Here is a 13,725-nt window from a genome sequence, read left to right on the forward strand (position 1 = left end):
CGAAAGAGCGCCCCGCTGCGGATTTTTTCACCGGCGGGGCGCTCTTTGGCTTTGCGGGGAGTCAGGCGAGGCGGTGCATCCAGGGAACGATGGGGTCTCCCTGCAGGGCCACCGTTCCCGCACGACCGGGAAGTGTCCCCTTTTCGACGGGGCAGAGGGGGAGCTTTTCCAGCTCGACGGCGCGGGCGACATCGTCCAGGGCGGTGAACCGGACTCCCCTCGCACGGCACGCCGTGAGAAAGGACTCGAAGAGGGCGAGCTTGCTCAGTCCCTCCATTTCCGCATGGACGGTGTGGACGTGGAGGATCTGGTCCTTCGGAGTCCTCGGTTCCGGAATGTCCTGTGCGGCAGAGGTCGCAGGCGCTCGCCGGAGCAGTGTCAGATAGGCGTCTTCCAGGGAGGCGTCAGTGGTTCCGGGGGTGCCGAGGCATTCATCCAGGGTAGGGAGTGTCGTGGGAATCTGCACCGTGCGAAGAGCTTCTCCCTCCGCAACGGGAAGGAACGGTTCCCGCCCCCTGCAGTCGCTGCAGTAGAGAAATCCTTTGCGTTCCTGCATGCGGAGGCTCGCCTCCGTGACCTGCCATCCCGGAGCGGCGCAGGAGCGGGGGGCCCTTCCCGCGATCTCCTCGAAAAGACCGCAGGCGCGGTCGAAATCTGCGGCGAGTTCCTCCGGAGGAATGCGGGGCAGGAGATCCTGCCATTTCACGTGATCCCAAGCGTGGATGCCGCAGTCGTGGCCGCTGCGCACGGCGTCCCGAAGCATCTGTGGATTCGGTCCGGCGATGAGAGGGGCCGGAAGAAGCGTGCCGTAGAGGAGCGTCTTCCATCCGTAGGTGCTGGGCGCTTTCGTGCGGCACATCTTGGTCAAAAATCCCGGGCGGAGGAGACGCCGCACGGCCTTGCCGGAGTTGTCGGGCCCCATGGAGAAGAAGACGCTCGCCCGAATACCCGTCCGGTCGAAGAGACGCAACAGATTCGGTACACCTTCGCGATGCCCTCGAAGGGTGTCCACGTCCACCTTGATGGCCAGACGCACTGTCATGCCCATGCGCCACCGTCGCCGAGATAATAGTGCACGGTGTCCCGGACGATGTCCTCCAGGGAGCGCTTCGGACGCCAGCCAAGCAGGCGCTCCGCTTTGGCGATGCTGGGGACGCGGTGCTGCACGTCCGCGTAGCCCTTGCCGTAGTAGTCGTCCTCGGGAATGTCCGCGATGACCGCCGCCGCCGCGAGGGGGGCGTATTTCGGATAGGCCGCCGCAGCGTCCCGGACGAGGTGGGCCAGTTCCTTCACCGAGGCCTGATTGGCGGGATTGCCGATGTTCAGGATCTCCCCGTCGAGATTGTTTCGCTCGTTCCGGACGATGGAGAGGAGCGCGTCGATGCCGTCGTGGATGGAGGTGAAGCTTCGTCGCTGCCGGCCTCCGCCGACGAGATGGAGCGGTTTGCCGTGCACGAGATTGAAGAGAAATTGGGTGATCACCCGGGCGGTCCCCTTTGCCGCATCGGCGGGCTCGTCGAGCCGGGGGCCGGTCCAGTTGAAGGGACGGAAGCAGGTGAAGCGCAGTCCCCGTTCCTGTCCGTAGGCGGCGAGGACCCTGTCCATCATCTGTTTGCTGCAGCTGTAGATCCAGCGCATCTTGCTCACCGGACCGAGGACCAGGAGGGATTCATCCTCGGAGAGCTCCTTGTCCGGGCAGAGCCCGTACACCTCGGAGGTGGAGGGGAAGAGCACCCGTTTGTTGTGGGTCACGCACATGCGGACGATCTTCAGGTTCTGCTCGAAATCCAGTTCGAAGACGTAGAGGGGGTTCTTCACATAATAGGCAGGCTGGGCGATGCCCACGAGAGGGAGCACCACGTCGGCGGCGCGGATCCGATCCTCGATCCAGGCGCTTTCGGCGAGAAGATCGCCTTTCCGGAAAGAGAAGCGGGGATCGGCGAGGCAGTGCTCCAGGTGATGCGCGCGCAGGTCGAGAGCGGAGACGGTCCAGTCCGTCTCCGCGAGAATCCGCTCCGAGAGATGGCTTCCGATGAATCCGTTGGCTCCGAGAATGACCACGTTCATGCGTCGTGACTCCTTCCATTCCGTCGGTTCGTGTCCGTGTCGCCGGTGTGTCCGTGTTCTCCGCGGGCGCGGAAGAGCGGTTCTTTTCGAGAGAGCAGATCGACCTGGTCCTCTCGGAGACCGAGGAGATCGCCTTGGCGGAGGTACCGTTCTCCAAAGGTCATTCCATCCATGACATCCTCCTTCGAAAGCGGGGGCCTTTCTTCGGTGGAGTCGGCCCACTGCACCCGTTCGAGACGCACTGCCGTGCCGTTTCCGGCGAGCACCCGGAGCGGTGCCGTGGACAGCACGGTGCCGCAGGGAAGGGTCTTGGGGACGGTGGGGTCCTTTTCCTCGGGGAAGCACCACCAGACGAGGAGCTTCCGCCCTCCCGCGAAGGTGAAGGCCCCCGGAAAGGGATGGGTCACGGCGCGGACGAGATTGTAGATCCGTTTTGCCTCCCAGGTCCAGTCGATGTGGCCGTCCTCGGGTCGCCTGCGTCCGAAGGTGGTGGCGAGAGCGGCGTCCTGGGGAATGCGCGGTGTCCGTCCCGCCGCGAGCAGAGGCCAGGATCGTTCGAGAACGGTCACCGCCGCGTCGGCCACCTTGAGGGCCACATCCTGGGCCGTGTCCTCGAAGAGAATGGGAACCCGCTCCTGATCCACCAGGTCTCCCGCGTCGGCGCTCTTCACCATGTGGTGCAGGGTCGCCCCCGTTTCCGTCTCCCCCATGAGAACCGCCCAGTTGATGCTCGCCCGTCCCCGGTACTTCGGCAGCAGGGATCCGTGCATGTTGAACGCCCCGAGCCCCGGCAGGCGGAGAATGCTCTCGCCGATCATGTCGCGGTAGTAGAAGGAGAAGAGCAGGTCCGGGCGGAGCGCACGGACCCGTTCCTCCGTCGGAGGGCCGAAGAGGACGGGGAGTCCCGCTTCCCGGGCGGTCTGCGCCACGGAGCGGAACCAGATGGTTTCCTTCGGGTCGTCCTCGTGGGTGAAGACCCCCACCACGTGTGCGCCGAGACGGAGGAGCGTTTCGAGGCAGCGTGTGCCCACCTCGCTGTAGGCGAAGACCACGACCCGTGGTTCGCGCTCAGTCACGGCGTGTCTCCTCTCCGCCGACAACGCAGGCGAGGGGCTCCTTTTCCGGCGTTTCGTCCTGCCATGGCACCAGAGGCGGCGTGCCGCCCGGTTCTCCCTCGTAGACGGTTCGGATGACGAAGCGTGGTCTCCGCCGCACTTCCTGGTAGATGCGTCCCACGTATTCGCCGGCGATGCCCACGGAGAGCATGGTGATGCCCATGAGAAAGAAGTTGATCGCCAGGAGGGTGAACACGCCCTCCGCCTCGGGGCCGAGGAGGAGACGTCGCGCCAGCAGGAGGAGCACGAGGAGGAAGCTGGGAATGGAGACAAGCACGCCCAAAAGCGTCACGGCCTGAAGTGGAACCAGAGAGAACCCCGTCATGAGATCGAAGTTCAGCCGAATGAGGCGGTAGAGGCCGTATTTGGAGGTCCCGGCGTTGCGCTCCGCGTGATCCACGGGTATTTCCGCGGGATTGACGGCGAATTTCTTCGCCAGGGCGGGAATGAAAGTCGTCGTCTCCGGACAGGAGTTGATGTAGTCCACGATGCGCCGCGCATATCCCCGGAGCATGCAGCCGTAATCCCGAAGCCCCAGTCCGGTGATGCGATTGGTGATGCCGTTCACCATGCGGGAGGCAACTTTGCGGAAGAGGGGGTCCTGTCGGTCCACGCGATAGGTACCCACCACGTCGTGCCCCGCTTCAAGGAGCGCCACCAGGCGGGGAATCTCCTCGGGAGGGTTTTGCAGGTCCGCGTCCATGGTGATCACGAATTCGCCCCGGCTCTTCTCGAATCCGGCGAGAATGGCCATGTGCTGGCCGAAGTTGCCGTTGAAATCCACCACCCGAACGATTGCGGGATGTCTGTCCCGGTAGGCGAGGAGAAACGCCAGGGAGCGGTCTCGGCTGCCGTCGTTGACGAAGAGCACCTCGCAGGAGCGCCCCAGCCCTTCGAGGACGGGGGTGAGGCGCCGGAAAAGCGCCGGGAGTGATTCCTCCTCGTTGTACACGGGGATGACGAGGGAGACTTTAACGTGCGCGCTGGTCATAGAATCTTTCGCCTCTTCTCTGCGTGAATGGAGGTACTGTCCCTTCCGGTGTGTTCGGCCGTTTCGAAGGAGAGGTGTTTTCCTTCGGAGGCGGGAACGAAAGGGGTTGTCGCCGTTCGAGTGCCCCGATGGGTCTTCTTCCGTCCGTGGGCGTTCGGGATCACTGGGCTCCGTCGGCCCTGTTCAGAACGACGAGCTGGTTCCGCATGGCTTTCCCCAGGATTCTGCCCGGCGGAAAGCCTTCCTGGAGCAGCCTTTCGTACCGGGTCTCGGGAAGGACCATGAGCACGCGGTTCTCTCCTTCCCAGATGCCGCGGAAGGTTTCCCGGTCGAGAAACCAGGTGGTCTGGTTCTCCTGGCGGTAGCCGAATTCGAGTTCCCCCAGATAGTCCACCAGGAGAATCCGTTCCTTCAGGTAGAAGGGGAGTCCCTGGTGGTATTCCCCGACATCGGCGACGAGATCGCCGGGTCTTCGTTCGGTTTGGATGATGTCCGCCAGCTCTTTCGCGGAGAGGATGGTTCCGTAGAAGCGGAAGAGGGGTTTGAAAGCCATCCCCTGGAGCAGCGCACAGAGACAGAGCACCGCGAGAAGAGAATGGTAGCGGCGGCGGTACCAGAAAAACCAACCGAAGAGCGTTCCAAGGACCATCGTTGTTGCCAAGGGAACGCCGAGACGAAGCAATTCCTGTGCGGGGAAGCGGTCCTGGAAGAACGGATAGGCCACGAGAGCCGCCGCAAAGGGAAGCGTGAAGAGGGATGTGCAGAAGAGCCCGAAGCGAAGCGCCCTGCTGGAACCGAGGTAGCTCCAGATGTCGAGGCTCCGTGCCGCCAGAAGCGCCAGGGGCGGAAAGACGGGAAGAATGTAGGGGACCAGCTTCGACTTGGAGAAGGAGAAGAAGAGAAAGATCACCAGAAACCAGATGAGCAAATAGGCGCCCACCTCCTGGTCCTCACCCCGTTCTTTCGTTCCGAGGATGGCGTCGCTCGCGCCGGTGAGGGCAAAGCCCGTCCAGGGAAGGAGCCCTATGAGCAGAATGGGGATGAAGAACCACCAGGGTTCGAATCGGTTGTGCACGGTGGTGGTGTAGCGCACGAAGTGCTCGTGGATGAAGAAGAAGTAAGGGAATTCGGGATTGCGGAGGCTTACCAGGGTGAACCAGGGAACGGTGACGAGCAGAAAGAGAAGGATGCCCGACAGGCTGAGGCTCTCCCAGAGAAGGATCCACCTCCGCGTGTAGGCGATCCAGCAGAAGATGACGATTCCGGGGAGAAGAAAGCCGACGAGCCCCTTGGAGAGGGTCGCGAGACCGGCGGCGGTGTAGAAGACGAGCAGCCATCCCCGGTTCCGGGTGATGCCCAGGTAGTAGCTGAACAGGGCCACGGTGAGGAAGAAGGTGAGCGTCATGTCGATGATGTTGATGTGCGCCATGGCGAAATAGACGAGGGAGGTGCCGAGGATGATCCCCGAGAGAAACCCCGCCCGTCCTCCGAAGCAGGTGGCGCCAAAGAGGGCCGTTGCGGCCACCCCGGCGAGAGCGAGAAGGGCCGGGACGAAACGGGCGGCGAAGGCGTTCTCCCCGAAGAGTTTGAAGGAGAGGGCGGTCAGCCAGTAGTGGAGCACCGGCTTCTCGAAGTACTTCACGTAGTTCAGACGTGGCGTGACCCAGTCCCCCGACTCGAGCATCTCCCGGGGGATCTCCGAATAGCGGCCTTCGTCGGGTTCGAGGAGACCGTGGCTTCCCAGAAAGGAAAAATAGAGCACGCCGACGAGAAGCAGAAGAAGGCAGAGGATACCTGTGCGCAGACTGCGTTCCATGATCTCACCCCTGCTGCAGTGTTTCGGCCGGTCCGCCCGCGACGCCCCGGTCCTTCCATCTCCTGGCCAGGTAGACGAAGGGGGTGTCGGCGAGGGCCACGAGGAGCTTCAGAACGTAGGTGCTGCAGAAGATCTGGGCCAGCACCGGCCAGGAATAGATTCCGGCGAAGGCGATGGAGACGAAGACCGCCGTGTCGAGGAGCTGGGAGACCAGCGTGCTGCAGTTGTTGCGGATCCAGATGTGGCGCACGTGGGGAAAACGTTTTCTCCAGAAGTCGTAGGCCCAGACGTCGTGGTACTGGGAGATGCCGTAGGCGGCGAGGCTCGCCAGGGCGACGCGGGGCATGACGGAGAAAAGTGCCTGCATGGGTCCCTGAGCGAAATCGCTCTCGTGGGGAATGTAGAGCAGGGCGAGGTTCATCGCCCCGGTGGTGAAGATGAGGGAGAAGAAGCCGATGGCCACGGCCTGCCGTGCTGCGGCCTTGCCGTGATTTTCCGAGAGGATGTCCGTGGCGAGGAAGGATGTTCCGTAGATGATGTTTCCCAGGGTCGCCACCATGCCGAAGAGGGAGACGGTCTTCATGACCTGCACGTTAGCGAGAATGGCCGCCATGGCCACCCAACAGTAGAGCCCCGTCTTGCCCCACAGCCGGTAGGCAAGGCTGATTCCTCCGAAATTGCACACCAATGTCACACCCCAGAGCAGTTCGTTCGTCATGGACGCCCTCGGCCTTCCTTTCATTTCGTCCGCAGGGGCAAGGCTTCACTGTCGCCTTTTTCCGGACCGTTTCTCGTCGTTACGGAAATCTTATCACGAAAATCCAGCGCGACAGGACACGCTTCGGTCATGCAAAACCGGGACAGCCGCCGCGTCTGGGCATGTCGTCCCGGTCTGTCCGCGCTTCCGTTCCGGAGAACGGAGACGCCGCAAGCCTCCTGTCGCTAGAACTGAACCTTAGGAACGGCCCGCTCCTGGGCGTCCTCGATCTCGAAGAACGTGGCTTTCTGAAAGGCGAACATGTTCGCCACCAGATTCGACGGAAAGGATTCCACGAGAATGTTCTGGTTCCGAACGGCCCCGTTGTAGTAGCGCCGGGCCATCTGGAGTTCGCTTTCCACGGTGTTGAGGTTTTCCTGGAGCTGGAGGAAGTTCTGGTTCGCCTTCAGGTCCGGATAGGCCTCGGCCACGGCGAAAAGCTGACGCAATGCTCCGGTGAGTCCGTTCTCCGCCGTCGCCTTTTCCGCGACGCCCGAGGCGGAGATGGAGGCGGAGCGCATGCGCGCCACATCCTCGAAGATCTGCTTCTCGTGAGTCGCGTACCCCTTGACGGTCTCCACGAGGTTGGGAATGAGATCGTGGCGCCGTTTGAGCTGCACGTCGATGCCGCTCCAGGCCTCCTCCACGAGATTTCTTCCCCGAACGAGACGGTTGTAGGCTCCCATGAACCACAGGCCCGCTCCCAGGGCCACCGCCGCGAGAATGCCCAGTGCGATCATGCTGCGTCCCCTCCTTGTTCCTGCTGTCGTTTCCGTCCTCCGCCGCCCCAGGCTTCGGCTCGGCGACGCAAAGACCTTCAGCGCATGTCACGGCCCATAGCATACCACATTTTACCAGCCGCCACCGCCACCGCCACCACCGCCGCCGCCGGAGGAACCGCCTCCGGAATTTCCTCCGGAGAAACCCGAGGATGACCCGGGAGGAATGGAGGAGACGGTGAGCGTGGAGGCAAGGGAGTCGCCGAAGGAAGAGATACTTCGGGTGAAATCCTCCTTCATCCAGATTGTGGTGCCGTCGTGCCACAGCGGAACGTAGGTTCCCTCCTCGGTGGCTTTGCGTAACAAGTCTGCGAATTTTGCCGACCAGGCCACCTCGAGGTCGAGGGCCAATGCATAGGGGAGCAGCGCCTCGAAAAGTTCCGGCGTGCGCTCCGGTGGATGGAGCAGCTTCAGCCGCTCCTCCTCGGCGGTCTCCAGATAGAGGGCGAATCCCTCGATCTCGTCCTGCCGCTTTCGCCCTTTGTCCGTGCGGGCCGGAAGCAGTCTCCGGAAGAGGAGGATCGCGGCGGCGAGGCCGAGTGCGGCAAATGCCGCGACAAAGGAAACGTTCAGTGCCGTGAAAAAGAATCCTCCCAGAAAGAGCAACAGTACGCCAAGGGCAACGACTCCCGCGAACAGCACGGAAACGAAGGTGCGGCATCCGCCGCAGGAACGGAAGAGGCGTAGAGTGTTTCGGAAAGGCCGGAGGCGGGCGAGCCAGAAGATCGCCGATCCGACACACCACGCTGTTCCCAAAAGCCCGAAGAGAATCATGTCATGGGTGACGCCCCCCAGAAATGCCGCCAGAGAGAAGAGAATCAGGAGTGCCACCGCCAGGACGATGCCCGCGACGAACCACCCCGTGTTGGTGACGAAGTTCCGCCCCTCGTGGCGTTTTTGCAGGGACTCCCTCAGTCCGGCGGCAGCGGCGGAAATGACGGCCGCGTTGTCCGGATGCAGGAGGAGCGTCTCCGTTTCCCGGAAGAGCGAATGCAGGAGACGTCGCTCTTCCTCCCAGATCTTGTTCGCTTGCTCGATGGGCGCGGATGTGCTCTTCTCCCTTTCGGACGCGCTCCTTGTCCCGTCCAAAAGTTCTCCGTCGGAGGAGGTTGCCTCCGGGGAGTTCTCCTGTGTGTCTGGCTCCGCCGTGGAAGGGCGCATCCGGGAAATCCGGTAGAAACGCCCCTCTCGCTCGATGCGGAGCAGACGTTTGGAGGCGAGGGAGAGGAGAACGCACGCGAAAACCTTGGAATCGTAGCCGAGACGATGCAAAAAGCGCACTGACGCCGGAGAGAACCCTTGGGGTGGAGAAAAGCGCGGCACGAGAATCCCCGGCTTTGGGTCCCGGCCCCGTTTCCACCAGACAACGCTCCAGAAGAGGAGGAGCAGGAGCAAGGTGAGGACGAGGGCCGCGTCCATTCCGTAATCGCGGAGAAAGAACGTGCCGCTCCAGGGAGGCGTGACATATCCCTTCGGCCAGGCCACGGCAATGGTGAACCCCTCCTTGAGACGGAGTGGGCGGGTTGTCGTAAAGGATGCCCTATTTCCTTCCTTTTTCCCCACGAAGTCCTGTTCCTGGGATCCCCGATATCCCGTCCAGGCGTCGAGGGACAACACTTCGGCTCCTGAAGGAAGATGCACCTCCGCGGAAGCCCGGAGGATCAGAAACTCCCATCCGTTTCCCGTGACGTTCCAATACAACTCGTCGTGGGTGGGGAAAAATCCGAGCTGTCGTGACGTTCTGTAGGCGATCTCGTAGGTGTGTCGGCCCGGTGGCAAAAGAGCGTCTCGCGCTCCTGCGTAGATGCGGAGTCCTCCGGAGATGTTCTCGGTAAACCAAGGTTCGTCTCGCCCGTTCCGCCGGACTCCCGTCACCGCGAGGGGGATCGTGTAGGGGCGGCTTTCTTTTGGGTGGTAAAGGGTGGGAATGTCCCGAAAAATGCCCCGACGGATACGGTCGCCTTCGGCGTCGACGGTGATGGTCTCCACCACGACGAGTTCGCCGTTCGGCTCCACCGTGAGGTCACTTTTGTACTCGACAATTTGCTCTTTGCCCCAGGCGGGCCGCTCTAGGCCATTTTGAAGAAGAGGGCAAAACAAAAAGAGAAGGACGAGAAGAAATAAAAGAGGCTGAAAAAGCCTGAGGCGACGTTTTCCCTGTCCCTGTGGTCTCTCGTGTTGCGCTGTTCCAAGCCAGGTGACAGCGCATTTCCGCACTGTCTCCTTCGCGTCGCTTTCTTTCCGGAAGAAAAGGTCGCCCCTCGTGCTTATGCTCATGGCGCACCCCCTGTGCTTTCGCTGTGGGCGTGTTCGTGCTGCTCCGGTGTTCTCCGTCGGGCTTTCAGTGCGGACATCCCGTATGCGTCGCATCGAGCAGAGGTTTTCGCTTTTGAAGAACCATACCACAAATTGGTGCGCTGGTTCCGTGAGGGATGCCCCGGAAGAAACCGGTTTTTGCCGGAAATCGGTTTATTTTTTTGTGTAAAATGAACGAGGGTTGACAAAAGGGGCCTTCGCTGGTATATCTATCTCGTGCCGGAAATCGCCTTCGCAAGAGATGAAGCGGTCCGGCTCCGCAACAAAACGAAGGACATGGGGGTTTTATTCATGGGTTTTGTTCTTTCCTGTTCCGCCCGATTGAGATGACTCTGCGGGAAGCGCGGTTCTCTTCGGCCTGGAGTGATGTCCGGAGAGAGGGGCTTGCAGGGGCACCCAAGGGAGATGGACAGGGGAGGTTTTTTGTCATGTGGATGAAGGACAGCGAGGGAAACTGGTATCTTTCGCAGCAGGAGCAGATCGATTGCGGTCATTCCGTCGAAGGTTCCTGGCAGAAGAACGAAAAAGACGGAACATGGCATTATGAACTGAAGAGCGTGGAGAAGCAGACCTGTCACGTACCTCTTCCTCTCGTTCTTTCCGAAGGAGTGGAGCTGCTTTCCGAGGCCATCTGAGGTGTTTGTGGCCCTTGTGTCTCTCGCGGAAAGAGTTCGCGGAAGGGCTCCGTCGGAAAAAATGCTTTTCTCGAGCGTCGTCGCTTCCGAGCGGCGACGCTTTTTTTATGTCTGCACCTGTCCGAGGTACCCCTTCGAAATATGCGTGCGAGCCGTACCGGCGAAGAGAGAGAAAGCAAAACATCCCTTGTTGGCGAATCCGTTCCGCTTCGCTACAATCGTGAAACCCGTCACCCCATTTGCGCCAAGGAGGAAAAAATCATGTTCATTCTCGTCATCGGCGGTTCCGACGTCTGCAAGATCCCCGGCCTTTCCGCGGCGGGAGCGAATCCTCAGGTCGTCCCCTTCACGGCCCCTGCGGATGCGGACATGCTCCGATGGGGACATCCCCGCATCGTGGACGTGGTTCCCGTCGATCCCCAGGGACATCCCACACCGGCCGTCATCACCCGGGCGTCCATTCTGGAGGCGGGCATCCCCCATCTCACACTCCGTGCCGGATCGTATCTGCCTCCCGCCTGTCCCCATCTCGACCTCTGTGTGGAGCCCGGCAGGAACCCCGCGGAGGAAACCGCCGTTGCCCAGGGAAGAGCGCTCTTCGAAGAGGCCCGAACGCTGGCGGAGGTCTTCGCGGAAATGCGGGAGCCGCTGGTCATCGGGGAATCCGTTCCGGGAGGCACCACCACGGCCTACATGGTGCTGCGCGCTCTCGGAATCGACGGCATGGTCTCCTCCGCGTCGCCGAACAATCCCGTGAGCCTCAAAGAGTCGCTCTGCGCCCAGGCTTTCCGCCGGATGGGAAGAGAGCCCGGGGCGTTTCGCGGAAAAGGGCTCGACGCGGCGGTGGCCTTCGGCGATCCCATGCAGATCGCCGTGGCGGGGATCGTGGCGGGACTTCCGGAGGAGCACGAGGTGGTCCTCGCCGGAGGAACCCAGATGCTCGCCGTGGCGGCCATTTTACGCAATCTGGGCGTGACCCGGCCTCTCCTGGTTGCCACCACGAAATACGTGGCGCAGGATCCCGCCGCGGATTTTTCCGCCCTTGCGGCGGCGGCGGCGGTGGAGGTCTACGCGGCACCCCTCGATTTCTCCAGGAGTGCCTACCAGGGGCTCCGGGATTATGAGAAGGGCTTCGTCAAGGAAGGAGTCGGCGCTGGAGGAAGCGTGTGGTACGCAGAGCGGCGGGGCGTCTCCGTGAAGCGCGTCGTCGCGAGGGTTGAGGCGTTGTACGCGGAGATGATGGCCCGTAAAAGCTGACCGAGGCTGATCCGTGCACTTGTCTCAACTCCTCGGATCAGAGCGGGCAGCGTCGTCGGATTCTCGTGCAGTGCCTTACTCCCGGTTCGCCTTCGGTGGAGCCGGGAGATTTTTTTGAGCGCTCTCTCACCGACCCGCCAGGGAAAAAATCGCGTGGAGCATGCCTCCGGCGGCGAAGGCCGTGAAGAACATGATCCCCATGCTCGCGGCGAGGCGCCGTCCTCCCAATTCCCGCCACAGCACGATGAAGGTGGCGATGCAGGGAAAAGTCATGGCCAGAGTCACCACGGCCACCACGAGCTGCTGCGGCGACAGACCCAGGGGAACGAGCATTCCCACCGCCACGTCCTTGCGGAGAATACCCAGGAGGAGCGGTCCCGCCGCCTCGGGGGAAGCCCCAGCACTCCCTGGAACAGGGGCGCGGTGAGGCGTGCCGCGGCCTGGACGATACCCGCCATGGTGAGGAGGTTCACCAGGAGCACGCCTCCCAGTACGAGGGGTGTCGCCTCCAGAAGAAATCCCTTGATGCGGAACCAGAGTTTCAGCAGGAGCCCCGAGGGTGAGGGGAGCCGATAGGGGGGAATCTCCACGATGAGCTCCGGGCTGTAGCCGGGAAGGACCAGATGGAGGATGCGTCCCAGGATCACCCAGGAGACGGCGAGGACCGCGTAGGGGATGAGCACGTAGCGTCCTCCCAGATCGCCCAGCACGCCCACCGCCATGGCCTGGAGCCCGGCGCAGGGCACTGCCACGGAGATGAGCGTGGCGGCGATGAAGCGTTCCCGGGGCGATTCGAGCACTCGCGTGGCGAGGATGCCCGGCACGTTGCACCCGAGTCCGAGCAGGGTGGGGATGATGGCGAATCCGTGCAGGCCGAGGCGGTGCAGCAGGGCGTCGAAGAACACCGCGAGCCGGGGGAGGTAGCCGAAATCCTCCAGAAAGCTCAGCACCGCATAGAAGGCCGTCACGTAGGGGAGAACCATGACGAACTCCACATAGAGCCCCGTGGTGAGCATGCCAAAGCTCTGCTCGAAGTCGATGGCACCGTCCACGAGCCGGCCGATGAGGATGTGGTGAAGCAATCCCTCGCCGCCGAGGGCGGCGGAAAGTTTTTCCAGAAGGGGAAGAAGCAGCCGATTCGCCAGAGGGTCCAGAAGACGGTCGATGAGCCCCTCGCCGAGAAAGCGAATGGTGTTGTAACTGGTCAGAATGACCCCCAGGGCGATGAGGCCGCCCCAGACGCGGTGTACCGAGGCGTCCTCGAGCTTGTCCCGCCAGGTGTGGTGGCGATGGGTCACCCGCTGGACCCGCTGGATGACGCTGCCGATGGCGAGCCATCGCTCTTCGGCGCTCCGCAGCGTTCGCGTCGTTTCTTCAGGAGGGCGCGCCGCCTGCGCTGTGCCGCTGGTCTTTTCCTGCAGTGCCCGGACAAGTTCATTGATCCCCTGTCCCGTTACGGCCACGGTGGGCACCACGGGAACGCCCAGTGCCTCGGCGAGGGCGGAGGCATCCACGGCAATCCCCTTGTGTCGCGCTTCGTCCACCATGTTCAGGGCCACCACCGCGGGGAGGCCCCGTTCGAGAACCTGGAGGGCGAGGTAGAGATTCCGCTCCAGCGCGGTGCAATCCAGAACGACGATGACCGCTTCGGCCCCCTCGTCCACAATGCGCCGAGCCACCTCCTCCGCCTCGTTCGTGGGGTCCAGGGTGTAGGCCCCGGGGACGTCGATGAGATGAAAACAGGAATCCCCGAAGGCGAGACGCCCCTCGGAAAAGCCGACGGTCGTTCCGGGATAGTTGGAGGAAATGGCGTGCACTCCCGTGAGCCGCGTGAAGAGCACACTCTTGCCCACGTTGGGGTTGCCCACGAGAAGAATTCTCCGGTTGCAGGGAATGCCCCGGAGTTCCGCCACCAGGGGATTGCCGCAGCAGGACTCCCGGAAGGCGCGGCGTCCTTCCTCGGCCTTCACGGACGCGCCCTCCCCGGAGCCG

At 62.5% G+C, this 13,725-nt stretch carries 12 protein-coding genes; 2 read left to right on the forward strand and 10 right to left on the reverse strand.

Annotated elements, in window-relative coordinates; genetic code table 11:
• Positions 1–61: 61 nt before the first annotated feature.
• From K349_RS0106825 to K349_RS0106860, 8 genes are all read right to left on the reverse strand, one after another.
• Complete coding sequence (locus K349_RS0106825; protein WP_026369073.1) at positions 62–1,042, reverse strand: polysaccharide deacetylase family protein; 981 nt, start codon at positions 1,040–1,042, stop codon at positions 62–64.
• A complete protein-coding gene (locus K349_RS16650) occupies positions 1,039–2,067 on the reverse strand; it encodes a bifunctional UDP-4-keto-pentose/UDP-xylose synthase (protein ID WP_051464213.1) in 1,029 nt (342 codons plus the stop codon). Before K349_RS16650 ends, K349_RS0106825 begins: the two co-directional genes overlap by 4 nt.
• Positions 2,064–3,143: a formyltransferase gene (locus K349_RS16655; RefSeq protein ID WP_084460233.1), complete on the reverse strand. Its 1,080-nt coding sequence runs from the start codon at positions 3,141–3,143 to the stop codon at positions 2,064–2,066. The genes K349_RS16650 and K349_RS16655 overlap by 4 nt, the downstream gene beginning before the upstream one ends.
• Positions 3,136–4,173 (reverse strand): glycosyltransferase, encoded by a 1,038-nt coding sequence (locus K349_RS0106835; protein WP_026369074.1) that lies wholly within the window; start codon positions 4,171–4,173, stop codon positions 3,136–3,138. Before K349_RS0106835 ends, K349_RS16655 begins: the two co-directional genes overlap by 8 nt.
• A gap of 160 nt (positions 4,174–4,333) precedes the next feature.
• Positions 4,334–5,989 (reverse strand): glycosyltransferase family 39 protein, encoded by a 1,656-nt coding sequence (locus tag K349_RS0106845; RefSeq protein ID WP_026369075.1) that lies wholly within the window; start codon positions 5,987–5,989, stop codon positions 4,334–4,336.
• A gap of 4 nt (positions 5,990–5,993) precedes the next feature.
• On the reverse strand, positions 5,994–6,707 hold the full coding sequence (locus tag K349_RS0106850; protein ID WP_026369076.1) for a queuosine precursor transporter: 714 nt from the start codon (positions 6,705–6,707) through the stop codon (positions 5,994–5,996).
• A 224-nt stretch (positions 6,708–6,931) separates the two neighbouring features.
• Entirely contained in the window at positions 6,932–7,486 is a 555-nt protein-coding gene (locus K349_RS0106855; protein ID WP_026369077.1) for a LemA family protein, read from the reverse strand.
• A gap of 111 nt (positions 7,487–7,597) precedes the next feature.
• Complete coding sequence (locus tag K349_RS0106860; RefSeq protein ID WP_084460234.1) at positions 7,598–9,895, reverse strand: DUF2207 family protein; 2,298 nt, start codon at positions 9,893–9,895, stop codon at positions 7,598–7,600.
• Between the two features lie 374 nt (positions 9,896–10,269).
• Here K349_RS0106860 and K349_RS0106865 point away from each other — a divergent pair, with 374 nt between their 5' ends.
• Positions 10,270–10,476, forward strand: a complete 207-nt coding sequence (locus K349_RS0106865; RefSeq protein ID WP_026369079.1) for a hypothetical protein — start codon at positions 10,270–10,272, stop codon at positions 10,474–10,476.
• A gap of 141 nt (positions 10,477–10,617) precedes the next feature.
• Positions 10,618–11,733, forward strand: coding sequence for a nicotinate mononucleotide-dependent phosphoribosyltransferase CobT (gene cobT / locus K349_RS0106870; RefSeq protein WP_084460235.1), 1,116 nt, complete (start codon positions 10,618–10,620; stop codon positions 11,731–11,733).
• A 126-nt stretch (positions 11,734–11,859) separates the two neighbouring features.
• Here cobT and K349_RS19960 read toward each other — a convergent pair whose 3' ends face one another.
• Positions 11,860–12,066, reverse strand: coding sequence for a hypothetical protein (locus tag K349_RS19960; protein ID WP_338022302.1), 207 nt, complete (start codon positions 12,064–12,066; stop codon positions 11,860–11,862).
• Positions 12,015–13,703, reverse strand: a complete 1,689-nt coding sequence (locus K349_RS16660; protein WP_338022303.1) for a FeoB small GTPase domain-containing protein — start codon at positions 13,701–13,703, stop codon at positions 12,015–12,017. The genes K349_RS19960 and K349_RS16660 overlap by 52 nt, the downstream gene beginning before the upstream one ends.
• Positions 13,704–13,725: the final 22 nt, after the last annotated feature.

Source organism: Aminiphilus circumscriptus DSM 16581 (assembly GCF_000526375.1).
Taxonomy (GTDB): Bacteria; Synergistota; Synergistia; order Synergistales; family Aminiphilaceae; genus Aminiphilus; species Aminiphilus circumscriptus.